This window comes from Quadrisphaera setariae, assembly GCF_008041935.1.
Lineage (GTDB): Bacteria > Actinomycetota > Actinomycetes > Actinomycetales > Quadrisphaeraceae > Quadrisphaera > Quadrisphaera setariae.
Genome location: NZ_VKAC01000021.1, coordinates 1 through 25,520, shown reverse-complemented (window position 1 = coordinate 25,520; position 25,520 = coordinate 1). Strand labels below are relative to the sequence as shown.

The 25,520-nt window shown below is 66.2% G+C and carries 26 protein-coding genes; 16 read left to right on the top strand and 10 right to left on the bottom strand.

The window, feature by feature from the left end:
• Window positions 1-520 (top strand): transposase (locus FMM08_RS22335; RefSeq protein ID WP_187279940.1); only part of this gene is annotated, 520 nt, incomplete at its 5' end.
• A gap of 184 nt (window positions 521-704) precedes the next feature.
• Here the strand turns inward: FMM08_RS22335 and FMM08_RS22330 are convergent.
• Window positions 705-1,142 carry a tyrosine-type recombinase/integrase gene (locus tag FMM08_RS22330; protein ID WP_147928562.1) on the bottom strand — a complete coding sequence of 146 codons (438 nt, stop codon included), beginning with the start codon at window positions 1,140-1,142 and terminating at the stop codon, window positions 705-707.
• 1,838 nt (window positions 1,143-2,980) lie between these two features.
• On the opposite strand from FMM08_RS22330, the gene FMM08_RS22325 reads away from it, so the two are divergent.
• Window positions 2,981-3,535: a hypothetical protein gene (locus tag FMM08_RS22325; protein ID WP_147928561.1), complete on the top strand. Its 555-nt coding sequence runs from the start codon at window positions 2,981-2,983 to the stop codon at window positions 3,533-3,535.
• A 105-nt stretch (window positions 3,536-3,640) separates the two neighbouring features.
• A complete protein-coding gene (locus FMM08_RS23245; protein WP_187279939.1) occupies window positions 3,641-3,805 on the top strand; it encodes a hypothetical protein in 165 nt (54 codons plus the stop codon).
• A gap of 55 nt (window positions 3,806-3,860) precedes the next feature.
• Here the strand turns inward: FMM08_RS23245 and FMM08_RS22320 are convergent, their stop codons facing one another.
• On the bottom strand, window positions 3,861-4,883 hold the full coding sequence (locus FMM08_RS22320; protein WP_222711095.1) for a tyrosine-type recombinase/integrase: 1,023 nt from the start codon (window positions 4,881-4,883) through the stop codon (window positions 3,861-3,863).
• A complete protein-coding gene (locus FMM08_RS22315) occupies window positions 4,880-5,839 on the bottom strand; it encodes a hypothetical protein (protein WP_147928560.1) in 960 nt (319 codons plus the stop codon). Before FMM08_RS22315 ends, FMM08_RS22320 begins: the two co-directional genes overlap by 4 nt.
• Before the next feature lie 356 nt (window positions 5,840-6,195).
• Here FMM08_RS22315 and FMM08_RS24200 point away from each other — a divergent pair, with 356 nt between their 5' ends.
• The 4 genes from FMM08_RS24200 (at window position 6,196) to FMM08_RS22295 (ending at window position 9,158) form a co-directional block, all read left to right on the top strand.
• The gene (locus FMM08_RS24200) at window positions 6,196-6,576 is read left to right on the top strand and encodes an SdpI family protein (protein ID WP_147928559.1); all 381 of its coding nucleotides are present in this window, start codon (window positions 6,196-6,198) and stop codon (window positions 6,574-6,576) included.
• A gap of 109 nt (window positions 6,577-6,685) precedes the next feature.
• On the top strand, window positions 6,686-7,393 hold the full coding sequence (locus FMM08_RS22305; RefSeq protein ID WP_147928558.1) for a sporulation delaying protein family toxin: 708 nt from the start codon (window positions 6,686-6,688) through the stop codon (window positions 7,391-7,393).
• 83 nt (window positions 7,394-7,476) lie between these two features.
• Window positions 7,477-7,992 carry an SdpA family antimicrobial peptide system protein gene (locus FMM08_RS22300; RefSeq protein WP_222711094.1) on the top strand — a complete coding sequence of 172 codons (516 nt, stop codon included), beginning with the start codon at window positions 7,477-7,479 and terminating at the stop codon, window positions 7,990-7,992.
• Window positions 7,993-8,072: 80 nt separating this feature from the next.
• Complete coding sequence (locus FMM08_RS22295) at window positions 8,073-9,158, top strand: sporulation-delaying protein SdpB family protein (protein ID WP_147928556.1); 1,086 nt, start codon at window positions 8,073-8,075, stop codon at window positions 9,156-9,158.
• A 331-nt stretch (window positions 9,159-9,489) separates the two neighbouring features.
• Here the strand turns inward: FMM08_RS22295 and FMM08_RS22290 are convergent, their stop codons facing one another.
• Complete coding sequence (locus FMM08_RS22290) at window positions 9,490-9,915, bottom strand: hypothetical protein (protein ID WP_147928555.1); 426 nt, start codon at window positions 9,913-9,915, stop codon at window positions 9,490-9,492.
• Between the two features lie 65 nt (window positions 9,916-9,980).
• Window positions 9,981-10,691: a hypothetical protein gene (locus FMM08_RS22285; protein WP_147928554.1), complete on the bottom strand. Its 711-nt coding sequence runs from the start codon at window positions 10,689-10,691 to the stop codon at window positions 9,981-9,983.
• A 385-nt stretch (window positions 10,692-11,076) separates the two neighbouring features.
• On the opposite strand from FMM08_RS22285, the gene FMM08_RS22280 reads away from it, so the two are divergent.
• From FMM08_RS22280 to FMM08_RS22265, 4 genes are all read left to right on the top strand, one after another.
• Complete coding sequence (locus FMM08_RS22280) at window positions 11,077-11,613, top strand: hypothetical protein (protein WP_147928553.1); 537 nt, start codon at window positions 11,077-11,079, stop codon at window positions 11,611-11,613.
• A 167-nt stretch (window positions 11,614-11,780) separates the two neighbouring features.
• Window positions 11,781-12,368 (top strand): recombinase family protein, encoded by a 588-nt coding sequence (locus FMM08_RS22275; RefSeq protein WP_147928565.1) that lies wholly within the window; start codon window positions 11,781-11,783, stop codon window positions 12,366-12,368.
• 265 nt (window positions 12,369-12,633) lie between these two features.
• Entirely contained in the window at window positions 12,634-13,383 is a 750-nt protein-coding gene (locus tag FMM08_RS22270; protein WP_147928552.1) for a hypothetical protein, read from the top strand.
• Between the two features lie 342 nt (window positions 13,384-13,725).
• Window positions 13,726-14,058, top strand: a complete 333-nt coding sequence (locus FMM08_RS22265) for a hypothetical protein (RefSeq protein ID WP_147928551.1) — start codon at window positions 13,726-13,728, stop codon at window positions 14,056-14,058.
• Between the two features lie 622 nt (window positions 14,059-14,680).
• Here FMM08_RS22265 and FMM08_RS22260 read toward each other — a convergent pair.
• On the bottom strand, window positions 14,681-14,893 hold the full coding sequence (locus FMM08_RS22260) for a hypothetical protein (RefSeq protein ID WP_147928550.1): 213 nt from the start codon (window positions 14,891-14,893) through the stop codon (window positions 14,681-14,683).
• Between the two features lie 523 nt (window positions 14,894-15,416).
• Here FMM08_RS22260 and FMM08_RS22255 point away from each other — a divergent pair.
• From FMM08_RS22255 to FMM08_RS22230, 5 genes are all read left to right on the top strand, one after another.
• Window positions 15,417-15,926 (top strand): hypothetical protein, encoded by a 510-nt coding sequence (locus FMM08_RS22255; protein WP_147928549.1) that lies wholly within the window; start codon window positions 15,417-15,419, stop codon window positions 15,924-15,926.
• Window positions 15,927-18,333: 2,407 nt separating this feature from the next.
• Window positions 18,334-18,927 carry a hypothetical protein gene (locus tag FMM08_RS22245; protein WP_147928547.1) on the top strand — a complete coding sequence of 198 codons (594 nt, stop codon included), beginning with the start codon at window positions 18,334-18,336 and terminating at the stop codon, window positions 18,925-18,927.
• 103 nt (window positions 18,928-19,030) lie between these two features.
• Window positions 19,031-20,614 carry a relaxase/mobilization nuclease domain-containing protein gene (locus tag FMM08_RS22240; protein WP_147928546.1) on the top strand — a complete coding sequence of 528 codons (1,584 nt, stop codon included), beginning with the start codon at window positions 19,031-19,033 and terminating at the stop codon, window positions 20,612-20,614.
• Window positions 20,615-20,776: 162 nt separating this feature from the next.
• Complete coding sequence (locus tag FMM08_RS22235; protein WP_222711093.1) at window positions 20,777-21,439, top strand: AAA family ATPase; 663 nt, start codon at window positions 20,777-20,779, stop codon at window positions 21,437-21,439.
• Complete coding sequence (locus tag FMM08_RS22230; RefSeq protein ID WP_147928545.1) at window positions 21,439-21,813, top strand: hypothetical protein; 375 nt, start codon at window positions 21,439-21,441, stop codon at window positions 21,811-21,813. Before FMM08_RS22235 ends, FMM08_RS22230 begins: the two co-directional genes overlap by 1 nt.
• 827 nt (window positions 21,814-22,640) lie before the next feature.
• Here the strand turns inward: FMM08_RS22230 and FMM08_RS22225 are convergent.
• The 4 genes from FMM08_RS22225 to FMM08_RS22210 form a co-directional block, all read right to left on the bottom strand.
• Entirely contained in the window at window positions 22,641-22,982 is a 342-nt protein-coding gene (locus FMM08_RS22225) for a hypothetical protein (RefSeq protein WP_147928544.1), read from the bottom strand.
• 79 nt (window positions 22,983-23,061) lie between these two features.
• Complete coding sequence (locus FMM08_RS22220) at window positions 23,062-23,529, bottom strand: hypothetical protein (protein ID WP_147928543.1); 468 nt, start codon at window positions 23,527-23,529, stop codon at window positions 23,062-23,064.
• Between the two features lie 142 nt (window positions 23,530-23,671).
• Entirely contained in the window at window positions 23,672-24,124 is a 453-nt protein-coding gene (locus FMM08_RS22215) for a Pycsar system effector family protein (protein WP_222711092.1), read from the bottom strand.
• A gap of 173 nt (window positions 24,125-24,297) precedes the next feature.
• Complete coding sequence (locus FMM08_RS22210) at window positions 24,298-25,005, bottom strand: adenylate/guanylate cyclase domain-containing protein (RefSeq protein ID WP_147928542.1); 708 nt, start codon at window positions 25,003-25,005, stop codon at window positions 24,298-24,300.
• Window positions 25,006-25,520: the final 515 nt, after the last annotated feature.

The following is a 25,520-nucleotide window of genomic DNA, read 5'->3' as shown; positions in this document are numbered from 1 at the left end:
GGTGCACTTCGCGCGCAACCTGCTGGCCCACGTGGCCAAGGCCGACGGTGAGGTCGTCACCGCCGCCTACCGCACGGTGTTCGCCCAGCCCACCGCAGCCGGCGTCCAGTCGCAGTGGGACTCGGTGGCCGCCACCTTCCAGGCCACGCACCCCAAGGTCGCCGCGGTCATGGACGCCGCCCGTGAGGACGTGCTGGCGTTCACGGGGTTCCCCGCGGCGCACTGGAAGAAGATTTGGTCGACCAACCCGCTGGAGCGGTTGAACAAGGAGGTCAAGCGGCGCACCGACGTCGTGGGGGTCTTCCCCAACGACGCCGCCTTGCTGCGCCTGACCGCGTGCGTGCTGATCGAGGCCCATGATGAGTGGGCCGCCGGCGAGCGTCGCTACCTGTCCGAGGCGTCGATGGCCGCGCTGAACGGCACCAACATCGCCGCCCTGCCGGCGTTGAGCAGCACTGTCCCCGGTGCTGTCACGGACGGCGGCATCAGCATCGACACCGGGGCCGCGACGACGGCATGATCCCCACCAGCTGACCCCGCACGGTGAGAACGATCTACACCACTACAGGGGACGTGACCGGTCGGACAGCGCCGCCGAACACAGCGGTATCTGGGGGTGTGCCTGCCCTTGCCTGTCGACTACCGGATGCGGAGGCCCGAGCGCACCGCTGACCTCGGCAAGTCCCCCGAGCCAGTCCCCTGCGTCAGGTCAGTAGTCCGGCCAAGGCGTAGGTGGGGTGGCGGTCCAGGTGGTGGCGGGCGCGGTCGTAGCGGCGGGTGGTGCGGGGGTCGGCGTGCCCGGCGGCGTCCTGGACGTCGCGCAGAGAGGCGCCGGCGTCTAGGGACAGGGTGACGAAGGCGTGCCGCAGGTCGTGGGGGTGGATCGAGGCGGCCTTGTCCGGGACGGCGTCGCGGGCCAGGCGGCGCAGTAGGCGCCAGATGGCGTGGCGGTCCATGCCTGCCCCGGTGCGGGTGACCAGCAGGGGGCCGTGGGTGCGCCCGGCCAGGTAGGTCTCCACGGCGGTGGCGGTGCGGGGGGCTAGGGGTACGCGGGCGGTGCGCCCGCCCTTGCGGGTGGTGACCAGGACGCGGTGGCCGCGTTCGGTGCTCAGGTGCTCGGTGCGGGCGCCGGCGTGACACATGGGCCGGTTCGGTCGACATCAGCCAGCAGCGACGCTGCCGGGTTGCAGGAGTAGCGGGCAGCGTGCTGGTCGCGGTGGATCGAGGCTCACTTGACCCCGAGAAAGCCCCCTCCGCGCCGGCCTGCGGTGAGTCGCCGACTCGCTCTTGACGGCTGACGATCACGAGAGCACGCTGATCATCAGCGGCGTGCTCTCGGGCGCTACCTCTGCACCTCTACTCGACGGAGGAATCAATGAAAATGCGAACCGTGGGGCTCGCAATATTGTCGACGATATTTCTGTTTTTTATATCCACGCCAGCATATGCGGAGCAATATGTGCAAATTGGGACTCTAGGGAACGATAAGAATCAGCCTGCCGCATATGGGGCAGCTACGAAGATGACCCAACCCGCCCTAAGCCCCAACTATCCGGGTGGTACCCCTACTAAATCTTGGTGGATCGGTATCAGGTTCCCCGACGGATCGTTCTATCAGACGGGCTACATGGATGTGGCGAAAGATAGTGATTGTCGATATTTATCGAATTTTGTCGAGGCGTTTGATAGCAACGGTTCTCAATTTCTGAGAAACGTGGGATCTTGTGGATTGACCGGAACTCGCACGTTTGGTTTGGTCACTGTCAGTTCGACAGGGCCGACATCTACCTGGGCTGCCCAGATGGATAATCAAGAATTGTACGGTAATCGGATCATCGCCCCAGCATACTTCCGAGGAAACTCGGCCGGCGCAGTCGGAGAAGTTTCGACTAACACTTCTTTCCAGGGGTCGCCCCCCAGTCTTCCTGCCGTAACATTTTCTCCAGCCGTTCATATTCAAACAAGTAGTGGGTGGGGGCCGCAGGTGTCTGGACGGGTCTATCGAGCCGAGGATCCTCCTAAGTTCGTCACTACGTGTCCTACATACTATATCAATCCGCTTGGAGGATCGGCGGTTCGGGTATTTTCAGCCAATAGTGGAACCTGCCGTTATGAGGGGGAGAAGATATGGTGAAAAAGTTGCGAGCGGGCGCTTTTTTCGCCGCTGCTGCAGGCGTGCTCTCCCTCGTTTGTGGATGCGGTACGAACGGCACCTTAGCGGCTGGAGAGACTCCCCCACCTTCTATGGTCTCCAGTGGCTCAGGAAATTCAACGGATGGGCCCATTGCAGCGCCTCCGCCGGTGCCTTGTCAGACTCCAAAGAGTGCGGCCGACATCGAATCCCTTCCGGGTTATGTAGAACTCGTGGCCAGAGCGACCCTGACAGGGCAGCGAGCTAAAACTGATTTTGGACCCGGCTCGGAGATAGTGACTCGTTCCCCTGAAGGGGTTATAGGCGCCCTACCTAATGGTCTTCATATCTATACGAACAGTCCGGTGACGGGTCCTACGTTGCCAGCAGGTGATTATCTCTTGCTTTTGGGTACCTATGACGCATCGAAGGGTACATACTTTCTAGTCGGCGGCTACTCGGGGGCTTATTCCGTAAAACCCGACGGGCTTTTGCATCAACAATGCGTCGTGCAGCCCGGAGAAAACAGCCCTTCAGAAACCACCGATGGAGTTTCGACCGATCAACTCTTGTCTTATGTGACGACCGCCATGGCTAATCTTGCCCCTCAGGCCGCCCAGGCCACGAGGGGTGCACCCGGCGCAGGGACGTCCTCAAACCTGTTCCCCGCGGGCTAGAGATTCTGCGACTCTAGGGCGGCTTGATTGGGAAACCCCTTCTCTGGCTCGGGTCGCGAGTCGGGTGGAAGCCGTACAGGGTCGCTGTACGCCGTCGGGTTAGGTCGCGGCTGGGTGTCCCACGTTGGGGAATCTCCCATGGGCTGTCAGGGGTGGATGACAGCGTGCGGTCATGTCACTGCCGCCGCTGCTCGTCCAAGCCATCTCGGCTCTGACCCTGCTCTTCGCCTACCTCGGGTACAGGGTCCTGAGGCAGCGGTGGGCCCACGACCAGGCAGTGCACGCTCAGGAAGAGGACCGGCGCTGGCGTGCTGCTGCGCAGCGGGTGTGGGTGAGCGTCCAGGAGCAGGACTGGCCCCGCCTTGATGCAGGCACCTACCGCGCTCGGGTGGCGACGATCCGCAACGACAGCGAAGGACCTGCCCGGGAGCTGGACCTGTGGTGGTTCCTGGACGGCAAGGCGCTTCCACTGGACGCTGGCGATCGTCACGCGGCGCTGGCGCCGGGAGAGGTCTGGACGGTCGTAGAGCCGACGTGGCTGACGCACATGGGAGAGCACCACCAGGTCACCGCCCGGCTGTGGTTCACCGACCTGTACGACCAGTGCTGGGAAACCAGCCATCGCGGCCAGGTACGGCCGCTGCGCGAAGCGGTTCATGAGGGCTATGAATTCTTGGATGGCCATGAGCCCCGACGTCCTACGGGGCCGACGGTGTCACCGCGGTGACTCTTGAAGTCACACCGGTGACCTTTTGCTTTTTTGCCGCAGTTCCGCCGCCCCCGGTCACACTTGTTGGAGCAGGTGATGCTCTTGATGAGAGGAGTGGTCGAGGTGGCGAAGAACACGGGTGCGGGTTACCGGGTGGGTGCAGTGAGGGGACGAAGCCAGACTCAGACGTCAACCGGCGTGTGGGTCAAGCGCGACAACACCACCGGCCAGTTCCTGGCGCAGAAGTCCAGTCGTGGGCCGTTCAAGGGCGTGCGCAAGGAGCGGTGAGCCCTGTGCTCGCGGTGCTGCCTGAGTGCGGCACCGCGAGCACGGCCAGCCGGTGTCAGGAGAGCAGGCCGGCTAGGGCGTAGGTGGGGTGGCGGTCCAGGTGGTGACGCGCCCGGTCGTAGCGGCGCGTTGTGCGGGGGTCGGCGTGCCCGGCCGCGTCCTGGACATCGCGTAGGGAGGCGCCGGCGTCCAAGGACAGGGTGACGAAGGCGTGCCGCAGGTCGTGAGGGTGGATCGAGGCCGCCTTGGCCGGCACCGCGTCGCGGGCCAGGCGCCGCAGCAAGCGCCAGATGGCGTGCCGGTCCACGCCCGCCCCGGTGCGGGTGACCAGTAGCGGGCCGCTGGTGCGCCCGGCCAGGTAGGTCTCCACGGCGGTGGCGGTGCGGGGAGCCAGGGGCACGCGGGCGGTGCGCCCGCCCTTGCGGGTGATGGCCAGCACGCGGTGGCCGCGCTCGGTGCCCAGGTGCTCGGCGCGGGCGCCGGCGACCTCAGAGACCCGCAGCCCGTTCAGGCCCAGCAGGAGCACCACCACCAGCGAGCGTGGTCCGTCCGCTTCAGCGGCGGCGACCAGTGCGGACAGCTCGGCGCGGTCCAGCCCGGTGGAGGTGGTGTGCTCACCGACCTTCGGTCGGCGCACTCGGGCGGCAGGGGATCGCTGCAGGTGGCCCTCATCGACGGCGTAGGCGTAGAACCCGGCCAGCGCTGCTAGGCGCCGGGCGGTGGTCGCCGGCGCCAACCCCGTGGCAGCCAGGTCAGCGGCGTAGGCGTCGAGGTGGGCCCGGGCGACACCCAGCGGGTCGATACCGGGAGCGCGAGCTGCGGTCCAGGTGAGGAAGTGGCGCAGATCTGAGGCGTAGGCGGTGCGGGTGGCGCCGGAGTAGGCCAGCAAGAACCCAGCCAGCACCTGGGCCAGCGGTGAGCCCGGCTCGAGCAGCGCTGCGCCGGAGGCCGCCGATGCTGGGCGCTGCGGCGCTGGTGCTGCCACCGAGTTGTGGCCGACGAACGCCGGTGCTGGTGCGGGTGCTGAGAAGAACAGCACCTGCACCGCGGCCGCCGGTGACGATGCGGAAGTCGTCATGGCACGCGCTGGACGTGGCCGGCAGCGAACCACTGCACCAGCGTGGTGGCCAAGTGCACCGCCTGCTCAGCGGCCTGCTGGTCGATGCGCTCGAGCTCGGCCTGTCCGGCGTGGCGGTCGGTCTGGCTGATCCACAAAGAACTGATCATGGTGACGACCGGCTCTGCGCCAGCTCCCATGTTGGTGCGCCAGCGGGCGCTGGCGTCGCGCAGGTGGGTGCGGACCTTGCCGAGGGTGGCGTTCTTGTCCTGCGGGAGGACCACCGGAATGGCGACGTCCTCGACGGCGCGGATTGCCAGCCGGTAGGCCTCGGAGGGCTCGGGGTGCAGGCCGTAGGTCTTGGCCCAGGCATCGGCGAGGTCGCGGGCAGCCTCAGGTCGCCCTGATGTTGATGCCGCTTGCTTCGCCGCGTCATGAGCTTCCTGCACGGTCGCATCGACGCGTCGCTGCAGGGACCGTCCACCGGTTGTGACGGTCCACACGGACCCGGCATCTACGAGCATGTCGCGGAGTCGAACTGCCGGGATGACGAACTGCTGCTGCCAGTCCTGCCGCTGCGTCGGGGAGACCCACTCGTTCTCCGCCCGCTCGGCCCACTGCTTCCCCAGGGGATGCCAGTACAGAGCCGCGTCCGTGACGCGCAGCAGGGCGTCGGGCTCAGCGGCGAGAAGCTCCTGCTTGATGTCCCATCGACCTCTGGCGGCGATGTGCAGACGCAGACCTACGCGCTGCGCGTGGTGGGTCTCGCCGAGGAAGCCGTGCAGCCACTGGCGTAGCGGCTTGTCCAGGTGTTCCGGTACGCCATCAAGTAGAACGGGCTCGGGTGCCGCCGCCCCGGCCTCGCGCTCGTCCAGCGGTCTCCAGGCCCCGATGCTCACGATCGAGACGCTAGCGGCCACCTCCGACAGCCCGTCGACACCATAACGGTCATTACGGTGTCGATAGCTGGTGTCCATGACTGGTGTAGAGCGGCGGGGTCGACGGCCGTGACGCCGGCAGCGCGCCAGCCGGCGGGTGACAGCAGCGCCCACCTGAGCTTCCTCAGCTGTTGACCGATAATCCTTCTTCTCCATCACCATGGCGTGTACGACACATGAACCAGCCTCGCAGAATCGGACATTACGGACATTGGCCGAGAGTCAAGTGAGCAACCTTTGAAACCCCTTCGGGCTACCTGAAGGAAGCCTGTAGATACAAACTTGCACTACCTCTTTTAAAGAACCTTTACTCTTCCAGGGTTGTTGCGGCCGTGGCCAAACCCCTAGCGTCCGCGTCATCGGGTTCTCACTTCACCTGAAGGGAGAGTGACCAAATGCCGCTCGTTACCGCAGCGACAGCAGGCTTTGGACTAATCATCCTTGCGGTAGTGACATGGATGCTTCACCACAACATTCAGAACGGCACCCTGAATGCCAACGACGCATTCGGGATCAGAACCAAGGCCACAAAGTCAAGCGAAAAGGCCTGGGACGCAGGGCACCAAGCCGCAGATCCACTCCTGAGGGTCATCCCCGTCTTCGCAGTAGCTGCTGCCGTGCTGTCCCTTGTTCTCGCCGTATTCCTGAGGGCAGATGGAGACGATGCGAACAGTGTTGTCTTGTTGAGCTCGGGACTTGGGTACGCCCTTGTTGTGGCGCTGCTTCTTGTCGCCGCACGCAAGGCTGATCGAGCAGCTAAACAGTTCACTCAGTAGAGTTCCCTCTTGCTGACCGACAATCAAAGACCACAAATTCGCCAGCCCGGCCGACTGATCAATCCGGGACGATGCTTTGCGCCCAAACAACTTCTCGAGGAGGCTTCTCATGTCCATGTCGAAGAGCATGAAGCTCGCTGCCGCGGTGGGCGCTTCGGCGTCCCTTCTCGTTGCTAGTGCCAACACAGCACTCGCCACTGCGCCCACACCAGATACCCCTACCACTCCGCCGGCCATCATCACCTCTGTAAGCGGTTACTCAGACACTAACATTGCCCTCCTTTTGCTCACGGGGTCGGGGCCAGCGGCCAAGAGTCACCCGGAAGTACTTCAAAAGCTTGGCTGGAACAGCGTCCAGAAGAAGTTCACCCAGGCCCAAGCCAACGACTTCGTTACCAAGTTCCTCGCGGCAACCCCGCAGTTCCACTCGGCAGTCGCAGTGCCGGTTCAGTCTGGCGACCCGTACGCCGTGAAGGGCGCGTTGCTCGCCATCAGCAGCGAGCTGCATGACTTCGTCAAGCCTGACGATGCTGCCGTTTCCAGCCTGCAAGCTAGTGCTGCAGCAACGAGCGCCAAGGGCTCGTACAAGACGCGAACCAACGTGGTCACCAATTACCAGGGAGCGGTCAACGTGGCTGCCGTCGTGAATGGTGGTTTGTATGCGAACGTGGCAGTTGCAACCGAGGTCGCGGTCGCAGCAGCGTTCGTCTGGCTGGCCGCGGTTGTGCTGACCTATAAGTTTGACGATAGCAGCCTCTCGGCGTTCGACACCGATGAGCTGACGGCAACTGTTGCGAGCGACCTCAAAGTCTCTTGATGAAGAGTACTCAGTTGCGCCCACGCGTTCCACGATTTGTGGAAGGCAGTCATGTGGCTGCCGTAGCCGTCTCGGCTCTTCTTGTGGGAATCGCTCTGCTTCTCTCGGTCTTTTTCACGCTGCCCAGCAACGTGCTGTCTTCCCGAGACGGAGGTACATGGCGGTCCGTCTTCGCAACGATTGCACCCCAGAACTGGTCTTTCTTCACACGAGACCCCGAGAGCGCCGAAATCGTCGCCTACCAGGGCGAGGTGACGGCCAAGGAGCCGCAGTCCTTGATGAAGACTCCTCAGGCGAAGGCGTCGAACTTTTTCGGAATAACGCGTACACAGCGTGCGCAGGGAGTCGAGATTGGACTGCTCAGCTCAGAGGTAACCAGTTGGGCTGACTGCACAGACCGAGCCGCCATCTGTCTGAAAGCCGCTTCTCAACAAAAAGTCGAGCAGGCCGAAAATACTTCCCCGGCGCCGACTTTATGTGGCAACATTATCCTCACTCAACAGCGCGTTACCCCCTGGTCTTATCGCAACCTATATCCTGATGCTTTACGAATCGAAAAAGTGGAGCATCTTCAAGTTAGGTGCGACCACCAGTCATGAGAAAAGTCGACAAAACTTGAATGCTCCCTAATTCCAGTCCTAGCTTGTAATGTGCAGCACTAAGAGGAGGGGGCGGGCTCGTGCCTACTCGTGGCAACCTGCACAAAGAACAAAAAATTCACCCGGCTGCGGAAGGCGGACGAGGTAGCGCCCGAGTGGTGGGCGCAGCACAGCCGGAGTCTCAGCCACAGGGTTGGTCAGACCGGCTAGGCCGTGCCTTCCTTTCATCCCGCCTGACTGACCCCCGGAACCTTTGGTTCGGGACCGGTCGCTCTTTGCTGGCTCTTGCTCAGTTGAGTGTTGTCTTGTTTACGTCACCGCACGCACTATTCCCGCCCGTCCTCGGCGAGCCGCAGGCGCCAGATTGCACCACTACCGTCAAGAGCGCTTCCTTCTACTGCATCGGCCATCTGAACAGTGGGTTTGACTGGCACCGCTGGTTGATGGCGGCTCTTCTGCTTGTTGTAGCGTCCGGCTGGCGTCCTCGCCTCACTGGGATTCTTCACGCTTGGCTCGCCTACTCGTTCTCGGTGAGCATTTCCTTGCCTGACGGTGGAGAGTCAGTGTTGAGGATCATAGCGATTCTCATCATTCCCCTGTGCGTCTTGGACGACCGGAAGTGGCACTGGAAAAGCGGCGGGGAGCGTCAGCTCGGTCCAATTGCTAGCGGTGTAGGGTTTGTCGTCCTATGGGCGGTTCGCCTGCAGGTCGCTTTCATATATCTTGATAGTGCCGTAAGTAAGTTCGGCGTAGCGGACTGGGTGAATGGAACGGCTGAGTACTACATCGTGCGTGATCCCATGTTCGGCGTGGCTGGACCCACGTCATCGCTGATGCTGGCTCTGACCGACCACCCTGTGGGGGTGCTCACGCTGACGTGGGGCGCTCTCATCATCGAGATCGTCATCGCAGCGTTGCTGCTCCTGCCTCATGCGGGGAAGAATGCGGCCCTGCTGTTGGATGTCCTGCTCCACCTGATGATTATCAGCACTATGGGACTGTGGAGTTTCAGCCTCATTATGATAGGTAGTGCTGTCATCGCCGCGAGTCCCCTGGGTAGGCTAAGGATTGGCGGACTGAGGCAGGTCACTGACCCCAAGAATTCAATGGAATCGCGCGTCTTGCACCTTACTCAAGAGGCCCCGCAACCGATCACCATCGCCTAGCCTTGATCTTTGTGATCGTGGTTCCCGCGATGGTCAGCGGGGTTCTCGCCCTGCGGGGAAGTCGAGCCCGGTGTGAGGGTTTGACAGTCCGGCCCGAGTCGCTGGAGGCTGCGGCTGGTTCCACGCCAGCACGGCCCCTGTCAGCATTCCGGTACGCGATCGGCGGGCGGCGGACGACTCTTCGGGCGCAGGCTGGTGGCCGCCGGTCGGGCACGTTGCGGATCGACTGAGCCCGACCGGCGCTCAGCGCTCGTGCAGTGCACGCCTCAGGCACGGTCGCTTGTGGAGACGGTTCGACATGGCTACGCGTAGACGTGTATAAGGGCCACGGTTAGACCGCCGCAGGAAATTCCCTCAGGTAGCGACGGCCCGCCACCGCGCGTACGGCGCTCAGAGCCGCCACCACCGCGTTCCCGACACCGCTAGCAGCGAAGAGCACCAGCAGCCAGCCCGCTTGGTCTGACTGCAGTGCCAGCCCGGTCATCATCACCACCAGAGCCGCACTGGACACCGCGGTCCAGCGCTGCTGCCAGAACCACTGGGCCACCACCACCGCGTCACCCTGACGGTGTGCTGTGGCGGCCTGGCCGCGCAGCACCGCCCGACCCACCCTGCGTCGCTCACTGCGGGGCAAGTGCGCGAGCTGCCTCTTCAGCGTCGACGCCTCACCCTGCGCGCGCGTGGTACGTCCCAAGACCGCGAAGACCGTCACCACCCCGACGGCGACCAACACCCCACCCAGCACCTGCACCGCCACGACCGCCCTTCTGGAGGCTCACCTGAACGACCAGCTCACATCGACCCAGGTCAGCTCAGGTTGACTCAGATCGACCCGGCGGAGAACACCGACCCCACCACCACCGCGATCAGCAACGCCCACCACCCACCGAGACGGCGCCGGCCAGCACCATCGATGCGCACGCCCGGGGTCGGGCCCGCCAGCAGCAGGAACGCCAGCGTCCCCACCCATGTCCACGACAGCCAGAACCACGCCCACCGCGTGGCCCACCACGGCGCCGGCCCGGCGATGAGCACCACCGTCTGCGCCAGCCCCAGCGCCAGAGCCGTCAGCCCCACCGCGATTGAGACCCGCCAGCCCAGCAGGTCCGACCAGGTCCCGGGCCGCTCACCACGGGTGATGACTAGGTCCGGTCGATCAGCGCGCAGGACCTGGTCTAGGTCACCGTGGATGACCGGCTCACCGTCCTGGGAGCTCACGCTGCCAGCGTCCAGGCCGCGGACCTGGCGGAACTCTGCGATCCGTTTGGTCCAGCCCTCGCGCCAGCTCACCTCCACCAGCGCTGACCCGGTGCTTCCAGCGGGCAGGTCTGCGGTGACGCTGACGTGGTGCACCGCCCCGCTGGCGATGGCGGCTTGCAGGTCTGCGTAGCTGCTGTGGCGCTGTCCCGTGGCCATCGCCGTGACGGTCAGGACCAGCCACGCGAGCACCAGCAGCAGGCGCACGTGCGTCCACGGAGCTGCCTTCTTCCACCGTGCACCGCGGTGGGCTCGCGCAGTGAGGTCGGAGGACACCTCCGCACGGTAGGAAGGCGGACACCACCTGGGCATCAGCCCTGCAGATGATGTTGGACACCCCACCGTCACCCTCGAGGGAGCTAACGCACCTGCCGCACAGCTGACGTGGTGGCGCAGGAGTCCACCTGGAGATCGATGACGGGTGGACCGCGCGGTCATCAGCATGAGGTGGTCCAGCGCAGCCCTTGGGCGTTTCGCCTCTGAGCAGGGAGCCGCGGTGTCCGATCCGCCGTCCACTCCATCGCCCACTCCACCGCGCACCGCCCCGTCGGTCAGGGCACCCGGTGCAGGTCCAGGAGCTCTGCCCGCATCGACGTCACTGCTGCTGTGGCGGCGTTCCTGGTGGCGGGCACCGACGGCAGCTCAAACAACACTCGATGTGGTGCTGGAGGTCGTCCAGATCACCTGCGTGGTGGTCCTGGCCGGTGCTGTCGGCAACCCTGACCAGAGCTGGGGCGCGATCTTCTGGGTGGTGTTCTTGCCGCTGGTCATCGCGTGCACCGTGGTGCGCACCAGATCTGAGGCACGCCGCGACCGTGAGGGGTGGCTGGACCTAGCCAGGCTGGAACGAGCCAGCCCGCAGGAGCTGGATGCTGCTGAGCGCGTCGTTCGTGCCGGTGCTGCCCCAGGAAGTGCTGGTGAGGCAGTGCTGGCGCTGCGGTGGTCTGCCACTGCCGAGCGCACCCATGGCCGGCTGGTGGCGACCTGGGTGCTGGCGGCGGGACTGGTGGTCGCGGTGGGGCTGCAGCCGCTGATCGGTGGGTGGTGGTCGCCGTCGTGGGTCTCCTCGTGGGTGACCGCGGGTGTGACGGTCGTGGTGGCGCTGGTGGTGCAGCGGCGGTGGCGTCGTGGTCTGCGCCGCCGTCAAGAGCAGCTGCGCGCGCTACTGGCCCAGCCAGCAAAGTCATCCCCACCGTGAGCAGAGGGCAATGACCGTCCACGAGACACCCGGCGCCGCCGCCTGAGCCCCGGTCGTGTCGCGTCCCATGGCCCATGTCCGCGACCAACGTCGCAGCAGCGACATCTACGAAACGGCCCCAACAGCGAGCCCGCAGGCTCGGGGTCATGGCCACCACCGCGTCGACCATGACCTCATCCTCGACGTCGACGACGTCGACCAGCACCTGTGTCGGCTACGCCCGGGTCTCCACCCGCGAGCAGAACCCTGACCCTCTGCACGACGCCCTGACCGCCGACGGCTGCACCAAGATCTCCACCGACCACGCCTCCGACACCCTGGCCCACCGCCCCGCCCTCACTGAGGCGCTGGGCTACCTGCGCCCCGGGGACACCCTGGTGGTCACCAAGCTGGACCGCCTGAGCCGGTCGGTGAAGAACCTCAAGGACCTCACCGCACAGCTGGACGCCGCCAGGGTGGGCCTGCGTGCGATCTCCCAGGGCATCGACACCACCACCCCCGGGGGCCGGCTGTTCTTCCACATGCTGGCCGCCATCGCCGAGTTCGAACACGACCTGGTGGCAGAGCGCACCCGCGAGGACCTGGCGGCCGCGCGGGCTCGCGGCCGCCGCGGCGGGGGCGTGGTGAAGATGACCGCGACCAAGGCCGCCCAGGCGCGGCTGATGTACGACGCCGGCGGCCACACCGTCGCCCAGATCGCGGAGACCTTCGGGGCCAGCCGCACCACGATCTACCGTCACCTGGAGGAGAGCTGAGGTAGCACCGCCCCCGGCCATCTGGGCTACTCCAAGTGGAAAATGAAATGACTCACTCACCGTCGGTGAACTAAGCATGGCCAGATCCTGCGCAATCCCTGCAGCCTAAACTTTTCGCCTGAAGCGGGCTGCTCTTGTCATCCCCGGGTATGAGTAGATCATGCTACCCGGGGAGGTTGTTCGCCCAAATAATCTTCCCTACAGTCCATCTCGCAAAGCTTCGACAGGGCTAATTGGCGTGTCGAAATTGAAACACTATTGTGAGGTGGCCCACATGCGAAGCAGTCTTCGTGTCGCGATGTCAGCAGCCTTCGCTGCAGCGGTGATTGCGGGATCGGTTTCTCCTGCGATGGCTTCCTCGGCATCTGCATCGAGCGCGGCCGGCGGATCAGTCGCAAGCGCCCCTCTTGATGGTGAGAAGGACGTCCGACAGTGGATGAGCGATAACGGAATCTCGGCAGCAACTCAGGATGGCCTGATTGCGAAGATGAAGGCCGGAAAGGCTCTGGATGCGACGACCGGAGCCGCTCCGGTTTCGACGACGACCAATGTGGCCAATGGATTCAAGACTACGCGTTCGGTTTATGCAGATGGTTCTGTATCGATCATTCAGGTCGAGCAGCCGAAGGCCACCAGTGGAGGCATCTCCCCGCAGGCATCGGTCGATGGTTGCAGCGTCAACTCGGGGTCGGGGTACTCGACCTACAGGGGGTGCGTGGTACGCGGCGCCAACCCCATCGTCTCGGCATCCTTCCGGACTGATTTCCAGATCCTGAAGGGAACGTACGACAAGATCAGTTTTGCTGGATACCCCGACATCACTACTCGAGCAGCCTCTTGGGACAACCTGGATCTGCAGAAGATCCGGATGACCGAAAGCCCGAACGGTGACGCACAGGTTGCACTGGTCGCAAAGATCACCCAGAGTGCGGGTGGTCAGACCCTCCGGCAGTACCAGGGTAAGCTCATCTTCTTCCTCGGGAAGGACAAGTACAGTGTCACCAACGCACTCTGACTATGAAGGGCCAGGTGCAGGGCATGATGCTTGATGGGTACGGAAACCTAGTGACGACCGGTGGTGGCGCCGACGCCTTCGCGGGAGCGCTAAGTATCGCCTCTATCCTCGCAATACCTCTAGCGATCGGCGTCGGATTGGCGGCACTTCGCGTCTGGGTTAAGTCCCGACACAACAGCCGATAAAACAGCGAGCGGCTTCCAGTCATCGAACTGGAAGCCGCTCGCTGTTTCATCGCTCTAGGACGCCAGCGACCCCACCTGTCGCCCAGATTGCGGCGACCTTCGGGGACAGCCGCGCCGGATCTACCGGCACCTGGCCACCGCATGAAGACTCCCCGCCATGAGTACCGAACCCGTCTCCGAGGCCCAGCCCCATGACCCCGGCGAGCGCTCGCCCGCGGCTCTGCTGGCGCAGCTGCAGCAGCGGATCGCCGAGGCCATGGTTGCCGCTGCCATCGCCGAGGGACGCGACCCCGTCGAGGCCATGAAGACCTCCGCAGTGGAGGAGTTGCTGGCCGAGCGGGCCGCTGAAGCCGCCGCCGAGGAGGAGGTCGACGCTGCGTCCTCCTCGGCCATGAGCCAGGAGGACTTCCTGGCCCACCTGGTGCAGTTGCACCGTCGGGCTATCGAGCGGGAGGACGTCGAGGCCGAGAGGGACAGCCCGATGACGTGACCTCTGGTGACCGCTGGTAGAGGTGATGGGACGCAGCGTGTGCCCTGGTCCTGCCGCAGCATGCACCGGGTCGCTATGGTCAGCACCGCACCATCTACGACTCGGCCCCCGCGGACGAGCACCGAGGGGGTGCACGGCCCGCGAGGGCCGGAAAGCCGGAAGGCCCCGGGGCGCCAACCCCGAGACCTTCCTCCACCCACCGAATTGCGGCTTCGGAGAGCGGTCACCATGAGAGTACGCAACGCAGGCCCGTGCGCGCGAGTGGCGCCACCAGATGTCACCTCTTGGCCACGTTGTCGATCAGATGGTCGGTCGGGTGAGAGCCACCGGTAGTGGCTCCCCAGGCGCGTCGAGGCGCCGTCCCCTTCCCCCTCGCCGGTACCGATAACGGCACCAGTTCTGTTCAGGCTGCTGGCGCCGCCGCTCATCCGGTGGCCACGCAGGGCGCGTTGACGCTGTCCCCGGCTCCTGTGCAGGTGTCGGGTCGACGTCGCGGTTGCCCGCGGGGTCGTCGAGGAGCTCGCCGTCGTACGGGGCCGTGCACGGTGTCCTACCGGCTGGTGGCCGCCCGTGCGGGTGCGCGGGTACTGCGCTCCCCGGGGTGGCTGCGCACGGTGCGGGGTCACCCAGCAGTGGCGGGGCTGCGCGCGGACCGGGCCCGCACCGTCCTCGAGGTGGCCGCCGTGCTGGCGCTGGCGGCACGGACCGACTCCACTACCGCGCCCACGTGGCCGGTGCTCATCGAGGCCAGTGAGTACTCCCGGGCCACGGTGGCGCGGGTGCTGGCGTGGCTGCACACCCAGCGGCTGCTGGTGACGTTGGAGAACGGCTCCACCGAGCAGTTCCGCCCTCAGCCCCGCCCGCGTCGGGACCGCCCGGCTCCGGTGCCGGTTCAGGGCAACCGCGCGGCGGTGTACCTGCTGACCGAGCCCCTACCCAATCCCGTTCCTGAATGTGCCCAGCAGGCGGGCGACGTGGAGCAGGGTCGCCAGAGCGACCAGAACCAGAGTGGGCACTACCGCCCCACCGCGACACCCGGCCAGAGATCAGCGCAGGTTAGTACTCCCCAAGCCATCGTTCACAGACTTGAGACCCCCCCCCACCTCTCCCGTAGGGAGAGTGTGAAGAACAACCCCGCACGCGCGAGCGCGCGTAGACCAGTCGCTGGAAAGCCGTGGAGATCGTCAACGTCGACTACCACCACGGCACCTCCCGAGTCTGCGGCAGGAAAAGCAGCCCAGATGGCGAGGGGTGGGTTGCAAATTGCCGACCCTCTCAGCCCTAACACCGACTCAGACGCTGCCAGGGCCTCCAGCCCTGGCAGGCAACCCACCCGCGGTCAGCGTCGTGTTGCGTTGGTGGCGGTGGCCGAACATCTGCGGACCCGATCGCTGGATCTACGGCCGCTGTCGGTGGCGGCTGTGGCCTCGGTCATCCGGGCTTTCGTAACGGAAGGCTGGGGCGTGGAGGACCTCGTGTGGGCCATCGACCACACCCCGGATGGCAAGGCCCGCACCTACACCGCCAGGCCCCCGTCGTCGGTGCCTTCCTCGCCGGTCGAGGTTGACTACGCCGATCGCACTGCCGCCGAGCGACGTCGACGAGGCGTCTTGGTCGACGGGTGCGTGCGGCCGGCACGGGCAGTGGCCTACCCAGCGGCGTGGTTGCGTTGGCGGCTGGCGCCCTGGCGGGGATTTGCCGGGCCGGTGGCCGCCAGCCGGGCCGCGGCCGCGCAGCGGTCGGCGGACGCGGCGGCTGCAGCCTTGGTCCGGCGAGCCGAGCATGCAGCTGCGGTGGCCGCCGCGGTGCCACCGACCGTGGTGCTGGCACAGGCGCGAGCGGCGCTGCGCGCGCGCCGAATCTGGTGAGACCGCTAGATCAAGTGGGGAGAAGGTAGGTGAGCAGCATGAAGGCCGGCCTCGTTGCCGAGCTCCGCGATCAAAAGGTGCGGGGTGAAGGTAGGTGCTTGGCCGGTCCGTGGTCGATGCCGAGCCTGACTGGGCTGGAAGCCAGCAGGTCAGGGGTGAGCCTGGGGCAGGAACCAGGGACGGGGCTCAGTGGTGTCCTGTGGTGGGCCTGCCCGAGCACGTCGGAAGCTCAGCCGTATCAGGGCTGCTACTAGTGTCAGGGTTTAACTTGAATTCAATTGCAATAGTGATGAAGCATGCCGTCTTTGCGAGAGAGCCTAGGTGTTCGAGTTGTCATGTAAGATGAATGCCGCCGTGACGGATCCGTAAGAAGCCTATTTCTTGTGGGTCGATTTAATGAAGACTAGAGGCGGAAGGGGGCAGTCATGGATGTTCGGGCGAAGCGACGCATCGGGTGGACGGTCGCCCTTCTTGTTGCCGCTTGTAGCGCGGGCTACGCCTACTACCTCAGCCTTATTGTCCCCGACCTTGATCCTAAGGCTACCTGGACGTCCTTAAGGCTCCCCCGGCAGACGTCCCTGCAGGTGGTAGGCGTGCTCTTGACTATCCTAGCCCTTGTAGCTCCTACCGCCATGGGCGCTTGGGAGTCTCGGCAAAGCCGTCTAATCAGTGAAGATCTTGAGAGCGCAAAAGCGGCGGCAGTCCTTGAGCGCCATACCCGCATCATCGGTTCTCTGACGCCTATCGCTCATGCGCTCTCTCGGCTCGCATCGATGTCCAGCGCCGCAACTAACAATCAAGCCCGGTTCGAGTTACGTGGAGTGGTAAAGTCGATCGTCCTGAATGGATTGGTCGACATCTATGGTGGCTCTTTGAATGCTCGTGCGATCTTCTACAAGTTTGTCTCCAGCCCCGCTGGAGACCGACTGGTTCCCGAGAACTCCCATGCTGGTCGAGGGCCTGTTCCTGACAAAGTGTTCGACTCAAGTACCCCTGAGGGCAGGGAAGCGTTGGCGGCCGTCAAGGCGAACCAGGTCCGACAGTGGGTGCTGGGAATGCCGGGCTCCCCTCCCCCGGGGTGGAACACCTCCAAGGCGTACTCCGGGTGGGTCTCGGTTCCCGTGCTAGCTCAAAGGCCTGATGGCACGCACCGCGTGCATGGGATGTTGACCTTGGACGTGTCAGATCCCAACACGTTTGTGCTTGGCGCCGATGACCAGCAAGCCAGGCTGGATTGGGAGACCGTGGAAGCCTTTGGCCGGCTGTTGGCAGCCGCACTCAGCAAGAACCTGAACGCATCCTCATAGCGCAAGCTTGACATGTCAGGTTGTGCTCTGACAGTGACGGTTTACCAACGGCTTGCCTGCCGCTCTGCTGGTCACTAAGCAGGGTCAAAGGCAAGAGCCAGGTCCGTCTGTTACCAATGGTCAGAAGCGAGGCAGCGCGTACGCGTCTGTTCTGTGGCGGCTCGTCCGGGTAAGAGGTCGCCTTACGATCGAGACGAGGATCCCGTAAGCCGCCCTGTGCGTCGACCCAGCCGACGGTCAGCAGCAGCAGAGACCGCATCAGCGTTGCGGCGGGCTTCCTGGCCGACCCACTCGAAGTACGCCTTGGGGTCGCGAATCGCCAGCTCCAGGCTTCGGTCGACCCGGTTGACGTCGATGGTCTGCAAGCTAGCCCCCCTTGTAGGTCCCACAGCCTTGCATGTTGCGAACCGTTGAGCACACATCCCACCCCGGTGGCCCATCGTGTGCTTCACCTGGTCTATACCCAATCGACCCCAAGCCTAAGCGTCGTAGGGATCTCACCGCGCCACTCCCGCACGTCAGGAACGCCCAACCTGCCCAGGTGGGGTTCTTGCGCGTGTGCCCGCTGCTGTCGCGTCGTCCTGGACCGCCTCTGAGATTCGAGGTCCGGGCTGCAGCCGGTGGGGGTGCCGACGGCGCCTGGCGGCGCGTCGAGCACCGCCTGCCGTCCTTCGCCCTGGCAGGCGCGCCCGGCGCTGGGGCGCCGGTCGTCTCGAACCTGCGGTTACCCCTGATGGGCGCTGGGCGCCCATCAGGGGTTCCAGCCCGCCCACCCGCCGGCCTAGGGTGTCGGTACCAGCGTGGGAGAGCGAGATATGGCATTGCGCTTCGCTTATGCCTTCTCGTCCCGAGCTCGCTGCGCTCGCCCCGGGAGTACCGGCCCTACGGGCCGGTCGGGACGGCCCTTGAGGGCCGCCCGGAAGGGCGGGGCGCGTAGGCGGTACGGCGACAGAGCGGAGGGGTCGGCGATGGTGCGGGGCACCCCGGGGGTGACGCGGAAGCGGACGATCTCGGTGCGGGTCTCGGATGCGGAGTGGGCAGCGTGGGAAGCCCGCCGTGACGCATCGGGCCGGGCGGAGATGGGCGCGTGGGTGCGCGCGGTGGTCTTGGACGCTGAAGGACTGGGGACTGCGGGGGTGGCGGGGTCGCGGGCTGGTGACGTCCCGGTGGTGCCGGCGGTGAACGCGGCGGCGTATGAGGCGCTGGTGGGGGCGGCGAACAACCTCAACCAGCTGACGCGGTACTCCCACCAGAACGAGGCGCTGGCGCCGGGAGTGGGTGAGGCGGTGGCGCAGGTGGTGGCGGCGGCGCGGGCGGTGCGGGGCCGGCGCGTCTTCGAGCCCGCCGAGCCCGCCGAGCCCGTGGTGGAGCCGGTCGAGCAAGCCGGTCAGCCTGACGGGCCCCTTGAGCCGGTGGATCCATGGGTCAGCCGCCCCCGGCGCCGCGTTGAGCCCGCCACCGGGCCCGACGTCGAGGCTGACGTCGACGCGAGCCCTGACGGTGGCACTGACAGCGGCTCTGGCACTGACGGTGGCTCTGAGGTGCCGGTCTCCTCTGAGGTGTCCGCTGAACGGTCTTCTGCTGGGTCTTCCTCGGCGGCCGAGGAGGACCGGCGGCCGGCGGGCTGGGAGGCGATGAGCCTGCGCGAGCGGGCACAGTGGCTGCAGCGCTCAGGCAGGGCTGAGGAGCGGTGAGGCGGGAATGATCCCGCGGATCACGCGCGGGTCCTCGGCCCGCGCGGCGCTGGCCTACGACTTCGGCCCCGGGCGGCGTGAGGAGCACGTCAACGCCCGCACCGTGGCCGGCAACGTGCCCGGCCGCTGGCAGGACCAAGCGGTGATGATCGATGAGACCGTCGCCGCCCGTCCGGGGGTGGTCAAGGGGATCTGGCGCACCAGCTTGCGCGCGGCCCCGCAGGACCGGGTGCTCTCCGATGGCGAGTGGGGACAGATCGCCACCGGCTACATCAGCGCGATGGGATTGACCGAGCACCCGTGGACGGCGACCCGCCACGGGGAGGACCACATCCATCTCACCGTCTCCCGGGTCTCCTGGGCGGGCACGGTCGCCTCGCTGTCGCATGACTTCACCAAGGCCCAGACCGCCTGCCGCAGCATCGAGGTCGCCCACCAGCTGATCGATGCCTCGGCCCGGTATGACCGGGCGCGTCCGCAGATCAGCCATGGGGAACGCGAACGCGGGCAGCGCCTGGCTGCCCAGACCGCCGATCGGGCCGCTGCGCCGGGGCGAGACGGGAGCTCTGAAGGTTCGAGGCAGCTGCTGGGTGGCGGTGAGCGGGAGCGGCTGCGGGAGCTGGTGGGGACCGCGACTGCGCTGGCCGCCGCCAGCGGCAGAGGCCGGGAGGGGTTCGAGGAGCACTTGACCCGCTCGGGGGTGCTGTTCCGGGCCAACGTGGCCTCCACCGGACGGGTCTCGGGGTACTCCTACGGCCTGGACGGTCACGTGGATGCCGGCGGGACGCAGGTGTTCTTCAAGGGCTCTCAGCTGGGCAAGGACTACACCTGGGCGGCGACCAGCGCACTGCTGACCCAGCCCGGTGAGCAGCCGTCGGGCAAGCCCGCTATCGGGGTGGCCCTGAAGGAAGGCCAGGGCCCGGTGCCTGAGCCAGTGCGGGAGACAGGATCGAAGCCGGGGCAGACGCCGACCCAGAACCCGGCTCACGGGCTAGGGGAGCAGTCCCAGCGGGAACGCCTCCTGGTCGAGCACCACGCGGTGGTGGCCCACCGTCAACAGCTCACCCGCGACCGCATCACCGCCCAGAGCTCCCACCGCGGCGCGCTGTCGGCGCTGGAAGCAGCACGACGAGCCCTGGAGGTGGCCAGCCGCTCCCACCGTGAAGCGAGCGCGGACTGGCAGCAGCTGGCACGCGAGGTTGAGCGCACTGCGGTCGCGGTCGCCACAGCGATCGCGGCCGGACAGGAGCTGTCGGCGGCACGGCGAGCCCGTGAGCAGCTGGCCGCACCATGGGCGGTGCTCGGGGGACGGCCCACCGCCGCAGCGCAACGTGCCGCGGTCCTGCTCGAGGCACAGCGCGCGCAGGAGGACGCCCAGGCGCGGGAGGTGGCGGGGCGGGCGCGGATGACCCACGCCGAGGGCGCCGTGGGAGCCGCTCGTCAGCAGGTCACCGCTGCCCAGGCCGAAGCCGACCGCACCGGGCAGGTCGCCGCGCAGGCCGCGGTGCGTGAGCAGCGAGCAACCGGTCAGCTCACCGCCTGGGAGGTCGAGCAGGCACAGCACGCGCCGCCGTCACCGCTGCAACAGGCACTGGACCGCGCCCGCGGCCACCACCCCGGGGCAGGTCAGCCGGGCCCCTGGCGCCAACCTCCAGGGCCATCCCGGGGCTCCGGACCCAGCCGCTGACCAAGCGCCCATACCGTTCGTGCTGAGTGGACGACTCGTGGTCCTCCAGAGCGGATCCGGTCGTTACGTAAGTAAGTAAATACGTTTTTGGGTAATTACGTAGGCACGCTGTCACGTAGGTACTTATTGACGTCTCTACTTACCTACTGCCATGCTTCGCGCGTGCGCAGTGAGCAGCCCAGCCGGCTGGTGATGCCAGTCCTGAACCTCAAGGGCGGCACCTCCAAGACCACTTCGGCGGTCTTCCTCGCCCACGTCCTACATGAGTCCGGCTACACGGTGGCCCTGGTCGACGCCGACCCCCAGGCGTCCTCTGCGGACTGGAGCCGCTCAGCCCCCGAGCCCTTCCCTTTCCTCGTGCTGCCGATGGCGACCCCGCGCCTGCACGAGCAGCTGCACGACCACCTGCCGCCCGAGGTCGATGCCGTCGTCATCGACACCCCGCCTCTGGCAGATCGGGCCCACGTGGTGGTCTCGGCGTTGCGGGTGGCGACCCTCGCCGTGGTGCCGACCGCTCCGACGCCACTGGAGTACGGCCGCCTGGCCGCGGTGCGCGAGACGCTCGACCAGGCCGGCGGCATGCGCTATGCCACCCAACGCACCTACGCGCCAGTGCCTGCCGCCGTCCTGTTGACCCGGACCGTGGCCAATGCCGGTTCGACCGCCGCCTGGCGCGAGCAGATCCGTGCGGACGGCTGGTGGTGTCTGCGCGCGCAGGTGGGTCGCCTGGAGCTCTTCGCCCAAGCCGCTGGGGACAACATCACCAGGGCGACCGACACCGCCTACGGCGACGCCATGATCGAGCTACTGGAGGGGCAGGGCTAATGGCCACACGAGCCGACAAGACCGCGGCCGACAAGAGCGCCCGACTGCGGGCGATGCGGGAGGGCGGGCAGGTCATCCCTCCTCCGACCTCGGCGGTGATCGACGAAGTGTCGCCGGAGCAGGACAAGGCTCCCGCGGCGGCGCCGATGCAGCGCGAGGAGGGCGGGACGATGGTCCGGCTCAGCGTCGACCTCGCCCAGGCGCTGTACGACTCGCTCGACGACTGGATGCGCACGGCGGCCCGAGCGTCGGGCTTCACCCGGTTCAACCGCGTGAAGGTCATCCGTGCGCTGATCCGTGAGCTGCTGGCCGACCCGGCCCTGGCTGAGCGGGTCCGTCTGCGCGTCGAGAGCGACATGCGGAGTAGTAAGTAGTTACTTATTTGCGTATCAAAGTATTTACGCCACGATGGGTCTACCTGGCCTCCCTTGATGCGGAGGCAGATTCCTCGCCTGAGCAGCAGGAGGACCCCATGGCTTCGCATGAGCTGGAGAGCGCCGACGACTGCCGGCAGCGGCTGCAGGAGGCGGCCGAGGTGCTCGAGCACCTGCACGCCACACGCCGCCTGCGCATGAGCACCGACGCCAGCAACACCACCTGGACCGACGTCGACGCCGCCGTCCGATCCGCGCTGGCCTCCCTCGACGTCGCAGTCCAGGCGACCGCCTGGATGGAGTGCCAGCCGGCTCCCCCGGGACACGGGCATGAGCCGGCCCTGGCTCACCCCGGCCCGGGCCTGCGAGCTCGCCGTCGAGGCCGAGCACCTGGCCGAACGCGTCGACCTCGCGCGCCGAGCGCGACGCCGACGTCGATGATCGCCGCCGCCTCGTCGGCTTTCGCCTCGAGGAGGTTGCCGGGGATCTGCGCCGCGCGACCCGCGAGCTGCTCGCCACCGCGACGATGACGAGAGCGGCCATGAGGACGTGCGAACAGGGCGTCCGCGGGTGAGGTGGTGGCTGCCTCACCCGCGCGGGAGGGTGTATCGCTAGAGGACCGCTCATCGGGCTCCGCGCGGTAGTGCGACTCCCCCTCTTGCAAGCGATGCCCGGATACCCCGCCCGGTGGTTGTGCTTCGTACTGGTGCGCTCTACGGGGCACTGGTGAGGCAAGGGGGTGGTCATTCGCCTCCTCCCTTGGAGGAGGCGAATGACCGGATGTGTGAACCGGAGGGTTCGTCCAGGCCTTCGATCGCTCCCCTGCGTCAACGACGGCGGTCGGTGGCCTTGGGGTGAGAGGTGCTGGCCATCTCCAGCCAGATCGTCTTGGCCTGGTCGTCGATCAGATACCACAGCCGCCCGCCACCGGTGACCTCGTACTGCCAACGCTCCAGCGTCTGGCCCTCGTAGGCGCCCTGCGCCAACTTCCCCTTCAAGGGATGCTGGCGCTCGCTGATGTGGCGGGGGGTGGTGAGGATCTGTCCCCACGCCGTGGCGGCGTTCGAACTCGCCTGCGCGACCACACTGGCCCATCCGACGCTGGCCTTGCGGTTGGCAAAGCGCATCTGCCAGCCCGACGGGTGCGGGACCGGTGCTCCTCGAGTCATGCTGATCTCCGATCTTCAAACCGACCGACGGACACCTACCGGCGGTCGTGCAGCTTCGATCAGAGCGGTTTCGGGGGGCTTACGTCGCGGGCTGGGCGACCAGGGAGTCCTCTTCGCTCATCCCGTCACCGTCGTGGCCGGCCAGCAGCATGGCGGCCAGGTCGGGGTCGCTCCAGGTGATGGCGGTGGAGCGCCAGGCAGCGAGGTTGAGGAAGAACGGGCGCAGCTGGCTGGTCTCAGCGCCGGCGCGCAGGTTGTCCAGCAGCTCCTGCAGGCACGCGGTCTTCTCGTCCACAGGCAGCCACACCATCCACGGCAGGGTCTCGCTGAGGGCATCGCCTGCCAGGTCCGGGCGCACGCGCGCCAGGGCGGCCAGAGCGCTGGTGGTGATGCGCAGGCCCTGACTCTCCTGCTCGTGGCGCTCCACGGTGGACAGGTACAGGTCCTCGGCGTTGCGCCGGTCCAGCACGATGTCCTGCTCGGCCACCAGGGTCGCCACCTCGGTGGGGTGCTGCACCAGGCGACTGAGCGGCAGGGTGGTGGTCATGGCGTTCACCTTCCTCTGAAGTACTTCAGAAGTCTAGCGGTGTTCGCTCCATCGGCTCACCACGGCGCAACCTGTAGCGCTGCTGCACTTGCTGTGCATGACCCGTTCGCACTGGGTGATCGACCGCCCACGAGGCGCCTGCTCAGGTGTCAAGGAGTGCTGCGGCGACGAGGAACCCGCTCGCAGGCACCGTCAGGGTGAGCGACGCCTGTACGCAGCGGTGCTTCACCCAGGCGACCTTGCTGGCGTTGATGATGTTGGTGCACAGCGGCGCCAGCATGCTCTGGTCGGTGAGTTTGCGCTGCAAGGCGTCCGGCTCCCAGTAACGCAGGTGCCCGAAGTACAAGAAGTTCTCCGGAGCTTCGGCACGTAGGTGCCGGGCGCGCAGGCGTGGCCTGACCACCAGCAGCGCACAAAGGATCGCTGCGCTCAGGCATGCGATGCCAGCCCAGTACAGCCACTCCGCCGGTCCGTCTGGGAGGCCGGAGTACGGACCTGGGGCCTCTCTCAGCTTCAGGACGACACCAATGGCGGCGCTCTCGGCTGCAAGGGCGAAGGAGGCCTTCGCATCGACGCGCCCGGTCCAGTCAGCCACTGCCGCGTGGATCTTCCAGGCACTGTCGACGGCGTCCGGTGCGTCCGGTGCGTCCGGTGCGTCCGGTGCGTCCGGTGTGGGGTCACCTGCCTGGGGCGCTGGCTCTAGCGGTGGAGGAGTGCGGCGCGCGAGGCGGGAGCGAAGACTCGTTACGGCGCTCAGCAGACGGGGCATCACAGGGCCTGCATGGCGGTGGTGGCGTAGTACGGGTGTTGTACGCCTGCCATGGCCATCGGTCTGGGGCGCGTCCAGCGGATCGCTGAACGCTCCCCAGACAACGGAGGGGTGAGCAGGTAGTGGGTGGGGCCGTCGATCTTCAGGTGGGCCGCGGGGCTGCGGATGTCGCTGAGCTTGGCGGCAAGGTTGGGGGCCAAGCCCACAGAGACCAGGTCGCTGTGGCGGCGCACCCCACCACGCACCATCAGTGCTTCTCCGGTAGCGATGCCGGTGGCTGGCTGGACCTTCCACTTGGCTTTCGGGATTGCCACGAACCGCTTCTCCAGCTGTGGCTGCAGGAGGTTCTCGCAGGCCCACTTGAGCTGCAGCGCTGTCTGCACTGATCGATTCGCTGCGCCAGGACCGATGTAGATCGCCATGATGCGGTCGCCGTCGAAGCTTCTAATCTCTCCCCCGTTGCGCTTCACGAGGCGGGCTGCCGCGTCGAGGTAGACGCGAAGGACCTTGCCGACGGTGGCTGCCTGGCAGGCTTTGACCAGGCCAGAGCTGTCTTTGAGGTCGGCGTACAGGAACGTGGCTTTGACTTTGACGGCTTCGCCGAAGCCGACGTCATGGGTGGTGGGCACCACTCGGCCCACGCGTTGGCTGAACGGCTTGGCCAGGATCGCCGCGACCGCGCGAGACAGGTCATCAGCAAGGGGCATCGAGGACGCGCCGTTTAGCGCAGGTCCAAGATCACGGCGCCGGCTTCCAGTGCTGAGGTCTTGTGCAGGCGCAAGGTGTCATCCACTCGTCGGACCAGGTCAGAGACGTCCATGCTCCACCCGCAGCTGCAGTGCGGGCATGACAGCTCGGGTTTCTCGGCGTGTCCACGACCGCTTGAGGGTTGGCACTGCAGCGGGACGGGAACTTCGGTGCTCGCCTTGACGCACATCTCGTGACTGCGGCGGCAGCGTCGGCACAGCACGCGCACGCTCACCCAGCTTGGATCCATACCGACCCCCACGGTGTAGTGGCATTTCACGCTTGACGGCTCTTGCACTGTCTCACCGGGGTCGGACAGTCACGTCCCGTGAAGTGGTGTAGATCCCGGAGCCGCTCCCGGTGATCAACGCGGTCGTCTTCGTTGACGACGGCGTAGCGATCAAGTTGAACGGTCACCGCGCGATGTCAGTGAGACCTGCCTAGGGAACTCACCGAAGGACACCACGCGATGACC

Excerpts from the sequence above, each read along its gene's own strand:
- FMM08_RS22330 (WP_147928562.1), bottom strand. The coding sequence starts at position 1,142 with ATGTGTCACGCCGGCGCCCGCACCGAGCACCTGAGCACCGAACGCGGC.
- FMM08_RS22325 (WP_147928561.1), top strand. The coding sequence starts at position 2,981 with ATGTCACTGCCGCCGCTGCTCGTCCAAGCCATCTCGGCTCTGACCCTG.
- FMM08_RS22320 (WP_222711095.1), bottom strand. The coding sequence starts at position 4,883 with ATGACGACTTCCGCATCGTCACCGGCGGCCGCGGTGCAGGTGCTGTTC.
- FMM08_RS22315 (WP_147928560.1), bottom strand. The coding sequence starts at position 5,839 with ATGGACACCAGCTATCGACACCGTAATGACCGTTATGGTGTCGACGGG.
- FMM08_RS24200 (WP_147928559.1), top strand. The coding sequence starts at position 6,196 with ATGCCGCTCGTTACCGCAGCGACAGCAGGCTTTGGACTAATCATCCTT.
- FMM08_RS22305 (WP_147928558.1), top strand. The coding sequence starts at position 6,686 with ATGTCCATGTCGAAGAGCATGAAGCTCGCTGCCGCGGTGGGCGCTTCG.
- FMM08_RS22275 (WP_147928565.1), top strand. The coding sequence starts at position 11,781 with ATGACCTCATCCTCGACGTCGACGACGTCGACCAGCACCTGTGTCGGC.
- FMM08_RS22265 (WP_147928551.1), top strand. The coding sequence starts at position 13,726 with ATGAGTACCGAACCCGTCTCCGAGGCCCAGCCCCATGACCCCGGCGAG.
- FMM08_RS22230 (WP_147928545.1), top strand. The coding sequence starts at position 21,439 with ATGGCCACACGAGCCGACAAGACCGCGGCCGACAAGAGCGCCCGACTG.
- FMM08_RS22225 (WP_147928544.1), bottom strand. The coding sequence starts at position 22,982 with ATGACTCGAGGAGCACCGGTCCCGCACCCGTCGGGCTGGCAGATGCGC.
- FMM08_RS22220 (WP_147928543.1), bottom strand. The coding sequence starts at position 23,529 with ATGACCACCACCCTGCCGCTCAGTCGCCTGGTGCAGCACCCCACCGAG.
- FMM08_RS22210 (WP_147928542.1), bottom strand. The coding sequence starts at position 25,005 with ATGCCCCTTGCTGATGACCTGTCTCGCGCGGTCGCGGCGATCCTGGCC.